This is a genomic window from Streptomyces sp. NPDC053048 (genome assembly GCF_044547045.1).
In the GTDB taxonomy this organism is placed as follows: domain Bacteria; phylum Actinomycetota; class Actinomycetes; order Streptomycetales; family Streptomycetaceae; genus Streptomyces.
Genome location: NZ_JBITZS010000002.1, coordinates 76,723 through 93,594, shown reverse-complemented (window position 1 = coordinate 93,594; position 16,872 = coordinate 76,723). Strand labels below are relative to the sequence as shown.

Annotated in this window: 13 protein-coding genes; 3 read left to right on the top strand and 10 right to left on the bottom strand. The window is 73.9% G+C overall.

Annotated elements, in window-relative coordinates; translation table 11 throughout:
* The first annotated feature begins 113 nt into the window (after positions 1 to 113).
* Complete coding sequence (locus ACIG36_RS05625) at positions 114 to 632, top strand: ATP-binding protein (RefSeq protein ID WP_399922470.1); 519 nt, start codon at positions 114 to 116, stop codon at positions 630 to 632.
* On the opposite strand, the gene ACIG36_RS05620 is transcribed toward ACIG36_RS05625, so the two are convergent.
* The 9 genes from ACIG36_RS05620 to ACIG36_RS05580 form a co-directional block, all read right to left on the bottom strand.
* Positions 587 to 1,972 carry a cytochrome P450 gene (locus tag ACIG36_RS05620; RefSeq protein WP_399922467.1) on the bottom strand — a complete coding sequence of 462 codons (1,386 nt, stop codon included), beginning with the start codon at positions 1,970 to 1,972 and terminating at the stop codon, positions 587 to 589. The genes ACIG36_RS05625 and ACIG36_RS05620 overlap by 46 nt on opposite strands.
* A gap of 41 nt (positions 1,973 to 2,013) precedes the next feature.
* On the bottom strand, positions 2,014 to 3,039 hold the full coding sequence (locus ACIG36_RS05615) for a hypothetical protein (protein ID WP_399922464.1): 1,026 nt from the start codon (positions 3,037 to 3,039) through the stop codon (positions 2,014 to 2,016).
* Positions 3,040 to 3,070: 31 nt separating this feature from the next.
* Entirely contained in the window at positions 3,071 to 4,150 is a 1,080-nt protein-coding gene (locus ACIG36_RS05610) for a polyprenyl synthetase family protein (RefSeq protein ID WP_399922461.1), read from the bottom strand.
* Between the two features lie 211 nt (positions 4,151 to 4,361).
* Positions 4,362 to 7,094 (bottom strand): ATP-binding protein, encoded by a 2,733-nt coding sequence (locus ACIG36_RS05605; RefSeq protein ID WP_399922457.1) that lies wholly within the window; start codon positions 7,092 to 7,094, stop codon positions 4,362 to 4,364.
* Between the two features lie 236 nt (positions 7,095 to 7,330).
* Complete coding sequence (locus tag ACIG36_RS05600) at positions 7,331 to 9,514, bottom strand: heavy metal translocating P-type ATPase (RefSeq protein WP_399922455.1); 2,184 nt, start codon at positions 9,512 to 9,514, stop codon at positions 7,331 to 7,333.
* A gap of 2 nt (positions 9,515 to 9,516) precedes the next feature.
* On the bottom strand, positions 9,517 to 9,834 hold the full coding sequence (locus ACIG36_RS05595) for a DUF1490 family protein (protein ID WP_399922452.1): 318 nt from the start codon (positions 9,832 to 9,834) through the stop codon (positions 9,517 to 9,519).
* Positions 9,835 to 9,881: 47 nt separating this feature from the next.
* A complete protein-coding gene (locus ACIG36_RS05590; protein ID WP_399923943.1) occupies positions 9,882 to 10,817 on the bottom strand; it encodes a metal ABC transporter permease in 936 nt (311 codons plus the stop codon).
* Between the two features lie 11 nt (positions 10,818 to 10,828).
* Positions 10,829 to 11,749 (bottom strand): metal ABC transporter ATP-binding protein, encoded by a 921-nt coding sequence (locus ACIG36_RS05585; protein WP_399922450.1) that lies wholly within the window; start codon positions 11,747 to 11,749, stop codon positions 10,829 to 10,831.
* Positions 11,750 to 11,773: 24 nt separating this feature from the next.
* Complete coding sequence (locus ACIG36_RS05580) at positions 11,774 to 12,712, bottom strand: metal ABC transporter solute-binding protein, Zn/Mn family (protein ID WP_399922447.1); 939 nt, start codon at positions 12,710 to 12,712, stop codon at positions 11,774 to 11,776.
* A gap of 215 nt (positions 12,713 to 12,927) precedes the next feature.
* Here ACIG36_RS05580 and ACIG36_RS05575 point away from each other — a divergent pair, with 215 nt between their 5' ends.
* Positions 12,928 to 14,490: an FAD-dependent oxidoreductase gene (locus ACIG36_RS05575; RefSeq protein WP_399922444.1), complete on the top strand. Its 1,563-nt coding sequence runs from the start codon at positions 12,928 to 12,930 to the stop codon at positions 14,488 to 14,490.
* A gap of 16 nt (positions 14,491 to 14,506) precedes the next feature.
* Here the strand turns inward: ACIG36_RS05575 and ACIG36_RS05570 are convergent, their stop codons facing one another.
* Positions 14,507 to 15,862 carry a diacylglycerol/lipid kinase family protein gene (locus ACIG36_RS05570; RefSeq protein WP_399922442.1) on the bottom strand — a complete coding sequence of 452 codons (1,356 nt, stop codon included), beginning with the start codon at positions 15,860 to 15,862 and terminating at the stop codon, positions 14,507 to 14,509.
* A 113-nt stretch (positions 15,863 to 15,975) separates the two neighbouring features.
* Here ACIG36_RS05570 and ACIG36_RS05565 point away from each other — a divergent pair, with 113 nt between their 5' ends.
* The gene (locus ACIG36_RS05565; RefSeq protein ID WP_399922439.1) at positions 15,976 to 16,851 is read left to right on the top strand and encodes a universal stress protein; all 876 of its coding nucleotides are present in this window, start codon (positions 15,976 to 15,978) and stop codon (positions 16,849 to 16,851) included.
* The last annotated feature ends 21 nt before the right edge of the window (positions 16,852 to 16,872 follow it).

Genomic DNA, 16,872 nt, shown 5'->3' with positions numbered 1-16,872 from the left:
GCCCCGGCCCCCGACCCTGGCGCTCGCCCGGCCTTTGACACCCTCTAGAATTGAAGAGTTCTTCAATTCATGAGTTGCTGTGATGTCAGGACCGGCCGGGGCGGAGGTCTGAGGTGGGCGGGTACGAGTGGAATCGCGGGCGCACGCCGTCGGTGGCGTGCGGGAGTGAGGGCTCACCCGTCTGGCGGCGCATACTGACGGTGCCCCTCGTCCCCGAAGCCGTGCGGCAGGCGAGGTGCGACACCGCCATGGCGCTGTCGGAGTACGCCATCCCCACCAACAGCGCCTTCGCCGGCGCCGTCCTGCTGGTGGTGAGCGAGCTGGTCGCCAACGCCGTGCGCCATGCCGCGGCGCGTTCCGTCACGGCCGACGTGACCATCGCGGTGGGTGCCGGGCAGCTCGTCATCGGCGTCGCGGACCAGGACCCTTGCCTTCCCGACCTGTCCCCGGGAGCGGTCGGCGGCGGTCTGCGGACCGTGGCCGACCTCGCCGCCGCCTACGGGGGCACGCTCGGCGTGGAACCCGCCGTGCACGGTTGCGGCAAGGCGGTCGTGGCCCGCTTCCATGTCCCGGACGACCGGGGGCCCTACGGCGGGTTCACCGGCAGACGCGTCGGCTCCCGGGCGTTCTGACCCCGCGGTACCGCGATCATCCGCAGGCCGGCCGGCCGGGGGATGCTCACGGACCGTACCTCGCGCGGAGCCTCCTCCCGCACGGGACGCAGCCGCCAGCGCGCCGCGACCGTCGCCAGCACGACGGCCATCCCGGTCCGGGCGAAGGCGTCGCCCAGGCACTTGCGGTTGCCCTCGCCGAAGGGGATGAAGGCCCCCCGGGGCAGCGACGCGGCGCGCCCGGCCGCCGCCCAGCGGTCGGGGTCGAAGCGGTGCGGGTCGGGATACAGCCGGGGGTCGCGGTGCAGGGCGTAGACGCTGAAGGCGACCTCGCTGCCCTCGGCGAGGTGTACGCCCCCGAGCTCCACCGCCGTCGTGGCCCTGCGCATCGACAGCGGGATCGCGTGCAGGCGCAGCACCTCGTGCAGCACCGCGCCCGTGTACGCGAGACGGGACGGATCGAGGAGGTGCGCCGGGCCGGCGCCGACGGCCTCGCTCACCTCCTCGTGCAGCCGCCGGTCGGCCTCGGGGGCGCGGCCCAGTTCGAAGAAAGCCCAGGACAGCGCCGCCGAGGTGGTCTCGGCGGCGGCCACGGTGATGGTGACGAGTTCGTCGCGGACCTGTTCCGGGCTCATGGCCTCGCCGCTCTCCTCGTCGCGCGCCGCCAGCAGCAGCGACAGGAGGTCGCCGTGGTCGGCGCCCGCCGCCCGGTACCTGGCGATGACGTTGTCGAACTCCCGGCGGAGCCGGGCGGCCGCGGCGTCGAACCGGCGGTTGACGGGGATGGGCAGCGGGTCGAGCGCCTTGGGCAGCACGGCCCGGGTGACGGCGTCGCGCATGATGACCGGCAGCGAGCGCCGCATCTCCTCGACCGCCGGCCGTCCCATGGGGGAGGAGAACATCGCCTCGGCGAAGGCGGCCATCACCAGTTCCGTGACGGCCGCGTCCAGCTCGACGACCTGCCCCGGGCGCCACGCCTCCGTCAGGGCGCGTGCGTGGCGTTCCATGGCCGCGGCATGACCGGTGCGCGCTGCGCGGCCGAAGGCGGGCCGGATCAGGCGGCGTTGGCGGCGGTGCAGTTCACCGTCGGACGTGGCGAGGCCGTTGCCGAACAGCTGCCGCACCCGGTCGGCGTGCCGCCCCCTGTCGAAGCAGCGTGCCTGGATGACCAGGACCTCGCGGATCAGCTGGGGGGAGGTGACGAAGTACACCGGCCGGACGCCCAGGTCCACCCGGACGATGTCCCCCACGGTGTGCAGCGACTCCAGGAACCGCAGGGGGCGCCGGCACAACGCCGGTGTGTGGCCGAGCAGGGGAACGCGTCCCGGCGCGGCGGGCACCGACCGGAGGGTGTCGCTCACGTGAAGTCCTCGTCCGTGGGTGTCGACGGTCTCCATGGGTGTCAACGGGCGATGAGGTCGTCGAAGGTGCCCTTGATCCTGGGGAGGTCCAGGTCGTAGCGGCGGGTCTCGCCGATCCACAGCAGGTCCGCGAAGGCGTACGCCCGCAGGTCGGTGGCGAGGCGGAGCGCCTCGACGGCCGCCTCCGGGGGCAGCTCCAGCGACCGGGCGAGGCGGGGGAGCTGCTCCTGGATGTCCAGGAGTACCCGTTGACGGCGTTCGGCCCGGTCCAGGACCCGGTCCACCGCCTCGGCCAGGGTGCATCCCTCGCTCGCGGCGATGACCCGCACCATATTGCAGGTCTGGCCGTCGGCGATGTCCTTCTCCAGGCCGTAGACATCGTTGTGCCAGGCCAGAATGTCGGCGAAACACAGCGTCAGTTCACGGAAGAGCAGGCTGTCGCGCAGCGCGTCGGGAATACGGATGCGCGAGACGATCTCCAGGACGTCCACCTGGAAGAGCATCGCGATGGTGTTGCGGCGCATGGTGATAAAGGTGGCCGCGTCGGGTACGCGTCCTGTCGCGTGATAGCGGTTCTGCAGGACGATGGCCTGCATATAGTCCATGAAATGGCCGGTGATGCGCTGCAGCCGGCGCCCGGAAAGCCCGGCGGTGAGCCGGGGCCAGAGGTCGGCGAAGCCCGCGATCACCGGATTGTCCGCCGGTGGCCCGCCGTCCCCTCCCGTGCCCGTCACAATGGCCCGCATGGCGCACAGGACGCGGTGCACCCGCTCTTCCCGCTCACCCCAGTCGTAGTTGTCGTACTGGTCGTCGGCCAGGGACCCCCAGCAGAACCACTGGATTCCCAGGACCAATTGCTCCAGCTCCACCGTGGGCGTCGCGATTCCGTGATACATGCCGAATTTGAAGGAACGCAGATGCCGTTCCTGCGTCTCGTTGCTCAGGAATCCGAGTTTCCACAGCCAGGCGACCACCTTGTCCTCGGCCTCTTCGGCGGCCGGGTTGACGGAGGGCCGCGGCGGTTCGTAGAAGCCGTCGACGAGTACGGACAGATCGATCATCGGCATGGGATCGCCTCCTGAGTTCCGGCCGGGGGCATCATGAGGTGCGCTCCGTCATCGCGTGCGCGAGCCGGCGCAGCGTCGCGGTGACGGCGGGCGGAAAGGGCGCGCGGTCCAGGGCCCGCAGGGCCTCACCACGCCGCCTCGCGATCATCGCTTCCACGTCCCGGCGCGCCCGGGTGTCCTCGAGGACGCCCCGGACGGCGGCGGCCCGGTGCTCGTCCAGGGCGGGGCTGCCCACCCACGCGTCGAGGACGCCCCGTTGCGCGGGCGTGGCCCGCACGGCGGCGAGGGACATCAGGACCGTGTGCTTGCCCTCGCGCAGGTCGTCGATGGTGGGCTTGCCGGTCGTCGCGCTGTCGCCGAACACGCCGAGGAGGTCGTCCCGGAGCTGGAAGGCCTCGCCGAGCGGGAGCGCGTAGGCGGTGCAGGCGTCCATGACCGGTGCGCCGGAGCCCGCGAGCGCGGCACCCAGGTGCAGGGGCCGCTCGAAGGTGTACTTGGCCGTCTTGAACCGGATGGTCGTCAGGGCCGTCTCGAGTCCGCCGTCGAGCCCGCCGGTGAAGAGCAGGTCGAGGTACTGGCCGAGCATGACCTCGGTGCGCATGGTGTGCAGCACGGGCAGCACGGCGCCCGACTGGACGGCTGTGAGCCCGGCCGTCTGGAACATCTCGTCCGACCAGGACAGGGCCAGGTCGCCCAGCAGGATGCCCGCGTTTGCGCCGAATGCGCGGCTGTTGCCGCGATGGGCGCGGTCGCCGTGCAGAACGGCGAGGGCGCGGTGCGCGCTCGGGCGCCCGCGGCGGGTTTCGCTGCCGTCCATGACGTCGTCGTGGATGAGGGCGAAGGCGTGGAAGAGTTCCAGGGAAGCCGCCACGCGCAGCACCGGTGCCGGATCTCCTTTGCCATGGGCGGCGTGCCATCCGCATATGCACATCAGCGGCCGGATCCGTTTGCCTCCGGCGAACAGCAGGCCGCGCAGGGTGGTGACGAGGTCGGTGATATGAGGGGAAACCGGCGACCTTATCTGCTCGGCGAAGAACTCCTCCAGAACGGCCTCCACCGCGAGGCGGATCCTGTGCAGGTCCAATGCCTCCTCTGCGGTGAGCACGGACATGGCCAACCCCCCTATGCCCGAGTACCGGAATGACTCATTCAGGAAAGGGCACGGCCCTTTCCTCATTCACATGAACGCAATCGAGGCTTGCCCATTTAATCGTTAAAACAAACCGGGCCGCCTGCCCTGCTCACACGCGCTTTCGGGCGCGCTGTGACGCTCCAGAGGGCGCGCACCTCAGGCGCGCGCCCCCATTTCCTCGGTGTTCAATTCACAGCCGGCGCGGCCGCAGGCCCGCCTCGGCCAATTCCGTGCGAGCCTTGGCCATGACGGCGTCGGCGCCGCATGTGGTCGCGACCTCGAGACCGCGGTACAGGTTCTCCGCCGCCTGCGTCAGGCGACCCGTCCGTCGCAGCGCCGCTCCGAGGTCGACGAGGGCGCACGCGAGTTCGTACGTCGACGGCGACTTCTCCAGGTGGCCGACCGCCCGCTGGAGCAGTTCGGTGCGCTCGGGCTCCGCGTGAACGCGGGCCGCCACGTACAGGGCCTGGCCCATGGCCGAGTCCGTGCCGAAGCGTTCGGCGCGCGACACCGCCTCGTTCGCCAGCTCCCGCGCGCGAGCCGTGTCCGTGGACCGGTGGGTGAGCGCCAGGTGGAGCTGCCAGGGGCACCAGGCGGGGTTGAGCATGCCCCGCGCGTCGAGACTCTCGCCCACCGCCTCCAGCTCCCGTGCGGCTCCCTCGTGGTCGCCCTGGGCCAGCAGCAACTCGCCCACGACCGCTTGGGCGTTCGGGATGGTCACCGCCGTGGGGAAGGGTGCCGCGAACTCGTAACGCGCCGCCAGTTCCTGGGCGGCCTCCACCTGGCCGCGGGCCAGCAGGATCTCGATCAGAGTGCCGAGCGCGTACCACTGCGCGGGTGTGCGGGGACCGACCGGGTCGGCGGCCCGCAGCCCGGCGCGCGCGAAGTCCTCCGCGTCCGTCAGCCGGCCGCAGCGGAACCGGAAGTACGCCAGCAGGGTGTAGCCGAACGACAGGTGGGCGCCACGCCAGGCCTTGCCCTCGAACTCGGCGATGCCCTCGGCGAAGAGTTCCTCGGCCCGGTCGGGACGGTCGCAGTACATGAAGGTGAGTGCCAGCAGCGCGGGGATCTCGTAGCCCCAGTGCTCGTCGGTCCAGCTGAGGCCCGAGCCCAGGGCCCGCTCCGCGTGCTCCAGCGCGACGGCGGCCGGCTCGCCGCGCACCACGGCGTCCCAGGCCCGCAGCCCCAGGGCATAGCGCTCGGTCAGGTCACGGCCCGTCAGCCGCTGGGCGAGCTGGGCCAGCAGGCGCGAGCGTGCCGGGCCGTCGTCCTCCTTCGTGGTGAAGACGGCCCGCAGGAAGTGCTCGGTGTGCATCCGCAGCTTCACGCGCGGGTCCGTGGTCGCCCGTGCCTCCTCCGCCAGCACCTTGGCCGCCTCCGGAACCTGGTCGAAGTGCGCCAGGGACCGCGCCAGCCGGATGACGGCGCCGACCCGCATCTCCGGGTCGAGGCTGGGTTCGTCCAGCGCGGCCCGCAAGTGGTTGATAGCGACCACCGGGTCGCGGAGGAGCGCGGGGCTGCCCAGCTCGTACAGCACCGATGCCTTCATCTCCGGCGGCGGAGGCTCGCGCAGCGCCCGGTCCAGACAGCGGCGGGCGGCGTCGGGCGCGCCCGTGCGCAGGTACTCCCGGGCGGCCTCCTGCAGGTGCCCGGCCACCCAGTCGTCCTCCTCCGGGTGGGTCTCCAGCAAGTGCCGGGCGGCCGCCGCCGACCCCTTGCCGGACTCGATGAGCTCCCACGCGGTCTTGCCGTGCAGGGCCACCCGCACGGCGGCGGGGATCGCGCCGTAGACCGCCGTCGCGATCAGCGGGTGGTCGAACTCCAGCGTCTCCTCGCCCCGCACGATGTGCGCGGCCCGCAGCTCGTCCAGCGCCTGACCGGCCTCCGCCGGCCCCAGCCCCGCCACGCAGGCGGCCAGCCCGGCCGAGGCCTCGGTGCCCAGCACGGCCACGGCCCAGGCCAGCCGGGTGACCGACGAGCCCAGCCGGTCGAGCCGGTCCAGCACGCCCACACCGGACATGGCGCCCGCCACCCCGTGCAGCTGCGTGGCGTTGTCGCCCGTCGGGGTGATGCCCCGCTCGCGGATCGCGGCGGACAGCCCGACCGTCTCGAAGGGGTTACCACCGGTGATCTTCCACACCTCGGCGCCGAACTTCTCCTCGACGTCCGTGCCGAGCTCGCGTGCCACCAGGTCGGTGACCGCGGCCGCGCTCAGCGGCGGCAGCTCCATCGGCCGCACCCGGCGGCTGAGCATCTCGCCGAACGCCCGCGGGATGTCGGGCACTTCGTCCGGCCGGTAGGCGACGATCGCCAGGACCGGAAGCTCCTCGATCCGCGCGGTGAAGGACGCCAGCCAGGTCAGCGACTCCGCGTCCGCCCAGTGGGCGTCGTCCAGGACGAGGACCAGGGCGCCGCGCGAGACGGCCACGTTGGTGACCACCCAGTCCAGGCCGTCCCGCACACCCTGCGGGTCCGGCGCCGCGGCCTCGGCGGCCGGGCACAGGCCCAGGACGGGACCGACGATGCCGTACCAGTCGCCCAGCACCGCGCGGCGGTCGGCCTCGGAGTACGAGGCCATGAGCGGCTGGAACAGCTGCCGCAGCACGTGGAAGGCGGAACTCTGCTCGTTCTCGCCGCCACGGGCCCACAGCGTCGTGCACTCCCGGCCGTCGGCGGCCAGCCGCCGGACCTCGGCCAGCAGGGTGGTCTTGCCGGAGCCCGCCGGGCCCGTGAAGGAGAGCAGCCCGCCGCGCGGGGCGCGCCGCTCCTCCTCCCCGTCCGGGCGCCGCCCGGTCAGGTGGTCCAACGCCGTCCGCACCGAAGCCCGTTGGGCGTCGCGCTCCAGGGCCTCCGGGGGTTTCTCCCCGGCCTCCGAGCGCGCCCGGGGAATTCCCGCCGACCGCGTGCCGACCCGACCTGTCACTGTGCCTCCCGTGAATCGCTGCGCCGCGCACACCGCCGCTCCGCGCGGCGGAACAGCGGGAGCGGATCGGCCCCCTCGGGACACCGGCGGTACGGCTCGCGGCAATGGCGTAGCGTATGCCCGCCCGCCGGGACCCCGGAGCGTTTCGGCTTTTCCGCAAGCCCGTTGCCCTGATGTGATGGCCTGAAGTTGCGATCACGCCTGACGCTGCGGTATCGCGGCGGCCGGTGCGTTTGTCACCGTACGCGGTGCTCCTCGAACGGCGCCGCGCGCCGGGCGTCGGGGGAGACCGGCGGCAGGTGGGGCGTGTGGTTGACCAGGCGGGCGGAGTTGCCGACGACGGCGATGCTGCTCGTGTTGTGGAGCAGCGCTGCCAGGACCGGGTTCATGGTGCCGCCCGCGCCGGCGAGCAGCCCGACGAGGTTGACGCCGATGGCGAGCCCGTAGTTCTGCCGCACCACCCGCAGCGTGTGCCGGCTGAGTTCGACGACGGCGGCGACCTGGCGCAGGTCGTTGCCGGCCAGCGCGATGTCGGCGGTCTCCAGGGCCACGTGGGAGGAGTGTTCGCCCATGGCGATGCCGACGTCGGCCAGGGCGAGGGCGGGAGCGTCGTTGGTGCCGTCGCCGACCATCGCCACCGTGTAGCCCTCCGCCCGCAGGTCGCGGATCAGCTGGAGCTTGCCCTCCGGCAGGGCGTGCGCGTGCACCTCGGTGATGCCCAGCGCGTCGGCCACCACCTGCGCGGTCTCCGGCGCGTCGCCGGTGAGCAGGATCAGGCGCGCCACGCCGAGTTCGCGCAGCTGGCCGATGACGGTCTCGGCGCCGTCGCGCACGGCGTCGGACACCCCGAGCATGCCGATGAGGTCGTCGTCCCGCGCCAGGCAGATGACGGTCTCGCCGCCGCCGCGCAGCCGTTCGGTCCACCCCCGCGCGTTCTCCGTCAGCTCCAGGCCGTGCCGGCGCAGCAGGGCGGGGCTGCCGACCAGCAGGCGCGAACCGTCGAGTTCGGCCCGCATGCCCATGCCGAGGACGACCTCGCACGCCTGGTGGATGGGGATGTGCAGGTGCTCCTCCTCTGTGCGGGCCACGATGGCCTGGGCGAGGGGGTGCAGGGCGTGCAGTTCACCGGAGGCGGCCAGGCTCAGCACCTCGTCGGCGGTGAACCTGTCGCTGAGCGTGACCACGCTGGTGACCAGCGGCTTGCCGAAGGTGAGGGTGCCGGTCTTGTCGAAGACGACGGCGGTGACCCGCCCGATGCCCTCCAGGTGGGTGCCGCCCTTGATGAGGGTGCCGCGGCGGGCGCCGTTGCCGATGGCGGCGCTGATGGCGGTCGGGGTGGCCAGCCCGGCGGCGCACGGGCAGGCGATGAGCAGCATCGTCATCGCGCGCCGGGCGTCACGGGTGACGGCGTAGGTCAGCGCGGACAGCGCGAACGAGACGGGCACGAACCGCCGGGTGAAGCGGGTCGCCACGGTCTGGATGGGCGCCCGGTCGGTCTGGGCCTCCTCCACCCGGCTGATGATGCGCCCCACGGTGGTGTCCCGGCCCACCGAGGTGGCGCGCACGACGAGCGAGCCGGAGGAGACGATGGTGCCGGCGTAGACGTGGGAGCCGACGCGGGCGTACACGGGCAGCGCCTCGCCCGTGATGGCCGCCTGGTCCACCAGGGCCTCCCCGGAGACGGTGTGGCCGTCCACCGGGATGCGGTGGTGCTCGTACACGGCGACGTCGTCGCCCGGCTCGACGTCCGCGAGCGCCACCTCGACCTCCACGCCGTCCCTGACCAGCCACACGCGCTCCTCGCCGACGGTCAGCAGCTCCTGGATGGCGCGCCGGGTGCGGCGCAGGGTGAGGGACTGCAGGAACTCGCCGATGTTCAGCAGCCACAGGACGGTCAGGGCGACCACGTTCTCGCGCAGCACCAGGGAGATGACCGTCGCCGCCGTCACCAGCGTGTCCGTGCCCGGCGAACCGCGGCCCCGCAGCGTTCGCAGGGCGCCGCGGAAGAACGGCAGGCCGGTGAAAACCGTGACCGTGGCGGCGAATCCGGAGGAACCGAAGGACATCCGCGGCCGGCGCAGCAGGCGGCGCAGCGCGATGAGCGCGAGGACCGCCCCGCCGACGACCAGGCGGGCGAGCTCGCCGGTGGGGGAGTCGGGCAGCGAACGCGTGGCCCTGACCGGCGCCGAGGCGGGCGGGGGCTCCTCCAGCGCGGCCACCAGGCGGTCGGTGTCGAGCCGGTCGGGCGCCATCCAGATGACGACGCTGCCGGTGCGCGGGAAGACGCGCAGCGCGCGGAACCCCTCGATTCCGGCCAGCCGTTCGTCCACCTGCCCGGCACTGGCGGGGCGCGTGCGCAGCCAGGGAACGGTCAGCCGGGCGCGGCCGGCGGCCACGGAACGTACGACCACAGTGGTCATGATCAGTGCTCGTGACCGTGGTCGTGGTCGTGGTCCTCGGCGGCGACGGCGGACGGCGGCGGTGCCTCCTCGCCCAGCGTGGTCCGGGCCTCGGCGAGTACGTCACCGGCCTTGAGCCGGGCCTCCTCGGCGGCCGAGGCGAGCCACCGGCCGGCGACGATGCCGCCGGCGATGCTTCCGACGAGCGCCTTCCTGGCCGCGGGCCTGGCTTCCGGGAGCCGTTTGGCGGCCTCCTGGAGGATCAGGCCGCCCACCACGCCGGAGACCGCGTAGTGCGCGAGCCGGCCGGCCGCTGCGCCGGCGAGAGCTGCGGGATGCATGAAGCCCTCCTTCCGTGCCTGCCGGAGGGGCTCGAGTGGGCCTCCCTTCAAGTGTGCGCCCGTTCGGGGTACGCGGGCGACCGGGCACCGCGGGAAATCCGGCGGCCGCCCACCAGGCGGCAGCCGAGGTAGATCAGGAAGGAGATCGTGGTGACGAAGGGGCTGATGGGCACGGTGCTGCCCAGGGCGAGCAGGATCCCACCCTCCATCGACACCAGCGCGAAGACGACGCTGAGCAGCGGCAGCCGCACCGGGGACGCCGTCACCCGGGCCGCGGCGGCCGCCGGGGTGACCAGCAGCGAGAGCACCAGCAGGGCCCCGACGATCTGGACGCACAGCGCCACGGCCAGGCCCAGGACCAGCATGAACGCCGTGGACAGGGCCCGTACGGGCACGCCCCGGGCGGCGGCCACCTCCGGGTCGGCGCTGGCGAAGGTCAGGGGCCGCCACATGACAGCCAGGGCCGCCAGCACCACGGCGGACGTGCCGAGGAGCCAGGCCGTCTGCGGGGTGGCGACGGCGATGATCTGGCCGGTCAGGATGCCGAACTTGTTCGCCGCCCGGCCCTTGTAGAGGGACAGGAACAGCACGCCCAGGCCGAGGCCGAAGGGCATGATGATGCCGATGACCGAGTTGCGGTCGCGGGCCCGCACCCCCAGCAGCCCGATCGCCCCCGCCGCCAGCAGCGAGCCCGCGATGGAACCGGCAACGATGTTCAGCCCCAGGAACAGGGCGACCGAGGCCCCGGCGAAGGACAGCTCGCTGATGCCGTGCACCGCGAACGGCAGGTCACGCATGATGACGAACACTCCGGCCAGCCCCCCGACCAGGCCGAGCAGCGCCCCGGCGAGCAGGGAGCTCTGCGCGAGCGCGAGCAGCTCGCCGTAGTGGTCGAAGCCGAAGATCTGCTCCAGCGGACCGGGATCCCCCTCGGCGCCGGCGAGCACCCGGCCGGCGGAGCGGGCGGCGGCGGAGGCGTTCATGGCGGAGGCGGTCACGGCGGCGGTCCGCCGTCCGGCGGGCCCGCGTTGCCGTCACCGTTCCCGTTGTCGTTGTCGCCACCGTGGTTGTGCGCGGGCCCGTCGTCCGGGGCGCCCACCACGACGATCCGGTCGCGCACCCGCAGCACGTCGACGCGCGTCCCGTACAGATGCGACAGGGTGGCCGAGGTCATCACCTCGTCCGGCGGGCCGACCCGATGTCCGCCCCTGGCCAGGTACAGCACCCGGTCCACCATGCCCAGCACCGGGTTGATCTCATGGGTGACGAAGACGACGGCCGTCCCGGCGGACCGGCGCCGCCGGTCCACCAGTTCGGTCACCGACCGCTGGTGGTGCGGGTCGAGGGAGAGCAACGGCTCGTCGCACAGCAGGAGCCGCGGGTCGGCGGCGAGCGCCTGGGCGATGCGGACGCACTGCAGCTCGCCCCCGGAGAGCCGGCCCAGCGGCATGTCCGCGTACGGCGCCGCCCCGACCATCGTCAGCAGCTCCTCCACCCGGCGCCGGGACGCGGGCGAGGGCAGCGGTCCCCACCGGTGGCCGTCCAGGCCCAGCCGCACCAGGTCGCGGGCCCGCAGCCCGGTGGGCACGGTGGGCGCCTTGTGCTGCGGCACGTAACCGATGCGCCTGCCGCCGTCGCGGGGAGCCCCGCCCAGAACGGTCAGGGAGCCCGCGGTGAGTTGCCGCCGGCCCAGCAGGACCCGCAGCAGGCTGGTCTTGCCGGACCCGTTCGGGCCGAGCACCGCGAGGAACTCCCCGGGCCGCACATCGAGATCCAGGTCGTGCCACAGCACCCGCTCGCCGTAGGCCAGCGTGGCGCCGCGCAGGCTGACCACAGGCGCGTCCGGCCCCTCGCCCTGCGGGGCGGCGGACGACCGGAGGGCGGACGGTGCGGCGGGCCTGGGGCGGCGCCTCATACGCGGTACCTCATGCGTGGTGTCTCATGCGTCCAGCGCCTTCCTCAGCGCGTCGATGACGGACCGCATCCAGCCGATGTAGTCCTGGCCGCGTGGCAGCGTCTCGGTCACCGGCACCACCGGGATCCCGTTCTCCTCGGCGGCCCGCCTGACCTTCTCCGTCTGGGGGCCGGACGTCTGCTGGTTGACGACCAGTGCCTCGACCTGGCGGCCGGTGAACAGGCCGAGCGTCTGCCGCAGGACGGCGGCGGAGACCTCGTTGCCCTCCTCGACCGCCGCGCCGAACTCCGCGGGCGTGCGGTCGCGCAGCCCGCAGGCCTCGATCAGGTAGCGCGGTACCGGCTCGGTGACGGCGACGGCGGCACCCGGATGGTCCGCCTTGATCCGTGCCTCCTCCGCCTCCAGAGGCCGGAGCCTGCCGTTGAACTCCTCGGCGTTGCGCCGGTAGTAGCCGGCGTTCGCGGGCGCCGCCCCGGCCAGGGCGTCGGCGACGCGGGTGGCCAGCCGGCCGGCCGTGGGCAGGTCGTACCAGACGTGTTCGTTGAGTTCCCCGCCCGCCGGGGCGGTCCGTCCCGCGACCTCGACGGCGTTGACGACCACGGCCGAGGAGTTGCCGGAGCTCCGCAGCATCCTGCCGATGAAGTCGTCGTAGCCGCCACCGTTCTCGACGACGACCCGTGCCCTGGACAGCGCCAGCTGGTGGCGGGTACCGGCCTCGAACGAGTGCGGGTCCTGGGCCGGGTCGGTGATGACGGAGGTGACGTCCACCCGGTCGCCACCGACCTGCCGCACGATGTCCCCGTACACACTTGTGGAGGCCACCACCCGCACGGCGGACGCGGGCCCGGGGCTCGTCGTGCCGTCGCCGGAACCCGGCCCGCCGCCACAGCCGGTGAGCGGCACCAGCGCGAGCAGGGCGAGAAGGGCGAGGAGCGCCGGGCCGCGCGCGGAGGAGATCCGCATGCGCCTCCTCCTGGAGCAGAGGGAACCGGAACGGTCAGCGCCGCGCGCTCAGCACTGGGGCCGACGACCGTGGTTGGCCGCGTGCTTGCGACGCGACTTCTTCTTGCGGCGGCGCTTCGAGGACATGACGACTCCTCTCCCGAAGAGATGTTCCTGACGCATATTTCCTGATGCATGCCTGATTCACACCATTTCACAGGGGTACCCGGTCCGCCATGTCACGACCTGACGGACCCGGCGCCCCGCCACCCCCCGGCGTCGCCGAGTCCTACTGGATGGCCACCGCGCCCGCCGCGCCCCGCGCCGCCGCCCTGACCTCGGACATCGAGGTGGACGTCGCCGTCGTCGGCGCCGGCATGGCCGGGCTGAGCACCGCGTGGGAACTGATCGAGGCGGGCCGCTCGGTGGCCGTCCTCGAGGCCGACCGCCTCGCCGCCGGCGTCAGCGGGTACACCACCGCCAAGCTGTCCGCGCTGCACACCCTCGTCTACGACAGGCTGCGCCGGACCCGGGGAGCCGAGGGGGCCCGGCTCTACGCGCTCTCCCAGCGCGAAGCGGTCGAACGGGTCGCCGAGGTCGCCGCCGCGCTGCGCGCCGACTGCGACCTCGAACGGCTGCCCGCCGTCACCTACACCACCGATCCCGCACAGCGCGAGCGCCTGCGCGCGGAGGCCGAGGCCGCCCGGGAGGCGGGCCTGGCGGCCTCGTACACCGAGGAGACCGGGCTGCCCTTCCCCGTCGCGGGCGCCGTACGCGCCGAGGACCAGGCCCAGTTCCACCCCCGCCGGTACCTGCTCGCCCTCGCCGAGGACATACGGGAGCGCGGCGGCCTCCTGTACGAACGCACCCGGGTCACGGGCCTGAGCGAGGGCACACCGTGCCGGCTGACGACCGAGAACGGCTCCGTCGTCACCGCGCGGGACGTCATCGTCGCCACGCACTACCCCGTCTTCGACCGGGCACTGCTGTTCACCCGTCTCTCACCGCGCCGCGAACTGGCGGTGGCCGCCGTGATCCCGGCCGGGGACGACCCCGGCGGGATGTACATCACCGAGGAGGACCGCACCCGTTCGGTGCGCACCGCCCCGTACGACGAGGGACGCCGACTGATCATCGTCACCGGCGAGAAGTTCACCCCCGGTGCCGGAGAGGTCGCCGAACGCTTCGCCCGGCTCGCCGCATGGACCACCGGGCACTTCCCCCGCGCGGAGTTCGCCCACCACTGGGCGGCCCAGGACAACGACTCCACCGACACCGTGCCGCTCGTCGGGCCCTTCCACCCGGGCGCCGCCCACACCTACGTCGCCACCGGCTTCGGCGGCTGGGGCATGAGCGGGGGCGCCATGGCCGGCCGGCTGCTGACCGAACTCATCACCGGCCGGGGCGCCCCCTCCTGGGCCGGGCTCTACGACCCGCGGCGCCTGTGGAGCACGGTGCGCGAGGCCCCCGCCTTCCTCAAGCACCAGGCGGCCGTCGGACGCCACTTCGTGGGCGACCGGCTGCGCACGACGCACACGGACGCTGTCGCCGACATCCCGCCCGGCGGCGGTGCCGTCGTCCGCGTGGGCGGCAGGCGGTGCGCGGTCCACCGGGCGGAGGACGGGACCGTGCACGCCCTGTCCGCGATCTGCACGCACATGGGCTGCCTGGTGGCGTTCAACGCGGCCGAGCGGACCTGGGAGTGCCCGTGCCACGGTTCCCGGTTCGCCGTCGACGGCACGGTCCTCCAGGGCCCCGCGACCCGGCCCCTGGAGGTCCGCGAGCTCCCGGGGGAGTGACATCCGGCCCGCTGAACTAGGGCCGGTGCACCCGCCGGTACCACCGCTCCGGCAGGGCCAGTTCGCACAGCCGGGGCCAGTCCAGCCGCGGCCTGGAGCGGGGCACACCCGGACGGTCGCGCGGCACGCGCACCCGTAGCGCGCCGGGCTCGATCACACAGCGCACCGGCGGCCGCAGGGTCAGCGCCTCCCCGTCGACCCCCACCCGCACCTCGGGCCCGTCGGCGTCGACGACGACCTCACGGCCCGTCAGCACCGTCAGCCCCGGCGCACGGCGGCCCCGCAGCAGCGCGGCCGCCTGCGCCGCGCTGTCCACCTTCACGCCCAGCATCCCCAGCCGCCCGGCGTCCAGCCGCTCCCGCCGGCCCAGCCCGGCGCGGTCGCCCACCCCGTAGCAGTTGTTGCTCACCAGCACCGCCTGCGGGGCGTCGACCGTCACGTCCCCGCAGCGCACCACCAGCCGGGGCAGGTGGTGCCCGGCCAGTACGCCGGGCAGCAGCCGCAGGATGGTGCGGACCTTGTCGTCGCGGTACGCGGGGCTCTGCACCACCGCCGCGTACGCGCCGAACGACGCGTTGTTGACGAAGGCGCGCCCGGCCACGCGGCCGAGGTCCACGCGGAGCTCGACCCCGTCCTCGAGGGCCCCCAGGCACGCCGCGGGGTCGCGCCGGTCGAGCCCCAGGTCCATGGCGAAGTGATTGCGCGTCCCGGACGGGACGACCAGGAACGGCACCCCGCACTCGGCCGCCACCCCGGCGACCAGCGCCTGGGTGCCGTCGCCGCCCGCCACCCCCAGCAGGTCCGCCCCGCGGGCGACGGCCCGCCGCGCGAGCGCGGCGACGTCCTGCCGGCGGTCGTGGTCGAGCAGCACCACCTCGGCGCCCAGCGCCTCCGCCCGCTCCTTCAGCCGGAACCTGACCGCCTTTCCGCCGCCGGAGCGCGGATTGACGATGATGAACGGCCGCCGGGGCGGCGCGGTGCGGTCCTCGCGCGGAGCGTGCGGCACGGTGTCCGCACGCAGCGCGGACCGGCCCGCGACGACCGCCACACCCCACAGCGCCCCGCAGAGGAGGACGAGCCACAGCAGCCCGGCGGCCGCGTAGAGCGCGACCACCGCGACCGGCGCCGCCCCGGTCAGCACGGCCCCGGACACCCTGGCCGGGCCCCGGCGGGTCAGCGCCCACCACAGGCCGGCCGCCGAACAGGCGGCCCCGGCCAGCCCGGCGGCCACCAGCGCCACGCTTCTGAACCCCGCCACCCCCAGCAGGAGCAACACCCCCGCCCCGGCCGCCGTGACCGTGACCCGCGCCGCCCTGACCTGCGCCACGCCGCCCCGCGCGCCGCCGCCCCCGAACCCGACACCGCCGTTCATGCGCCCTCCCCGGCCCCACGGCCATTGTTCACCCGGCCGGGGCCCGGTTGCGACGGAGCACGGTCGGGGTGAGCATGGGCCGTACTGCCACTGGGAGGCCCTCGGGAGGCCCCGTGTCCGGCACGATCACCGTGGGCGTGGACGGAAGCGACCAAAGCCTGGCCGCCGCGCACTGGGCGGCGGACGAGGCACAGTGCCGCGGCGCGGCGCTGAGTCTGGTGCACGCCTGGGCCTGGCGGCCGCTCGACCTGCCCGTCGAGGCGGACGCCGAGACGCAGCAGCGCTGGGCGTACGGCCTGCTGCGGGCGGCGGAGGAACAGGTGGCCGCGAGCCACCCCGGCCTCGCGCTCTCCACCCGGCTGCTGCCGGACGACACGGTTCCGGCGCTGGTCGCCGAAGGGGCGCGCACCGACCTGCTCGTCCTCGGCTCGAGCGGCCACGGCGCGCTCGTCGGATACCTCGTCGGCTCGGTCGCCCTGCATGTGCTGCGGCAGGCCACCGGCCCGGTCGTCCTCGTGCGCGGCCCCCGCGAAGCCACCCCCACCACCACTTCGTCCGGCGAGGTGGTGGTGGGGGTCCAGGAGACGGGGGAGGCGGGTGACCTGGTCCTGGGGTTCGCGTTCGCGGCCGCGGCGGCGCGCGGTGCTCCGCTGCGGGCCGTACGGGCCTGGACGCTGCCACCGGTCTTCGCCTGGAGCCCCGGTTCCCTGAAACTGGCCGACGAAGCCGGTGGGCTGGAGCCGCTGGAGAAGAGGCGGCTGACCGACGCCCTGCGGCCGTGGCGGCGGGAGTACCCCGGGGTGGAGGTCACCGAACACGTCGAAATGGGCAGCGCCGCCCAGGTCCTGCTGTCCGCCGGCACGGACGCCGCCCTGCTGGTCGTCGGACGCCGCGCGGCGGGCGCCCACGGCATCCAGCGCATCGGTCACGTCACCCACGCGGCCCTGCACCACGCCCGCTGCCCCGTGGCCGTCGTCCCGCACCCGTAGCTCGGGCGGACGGCCGGACCG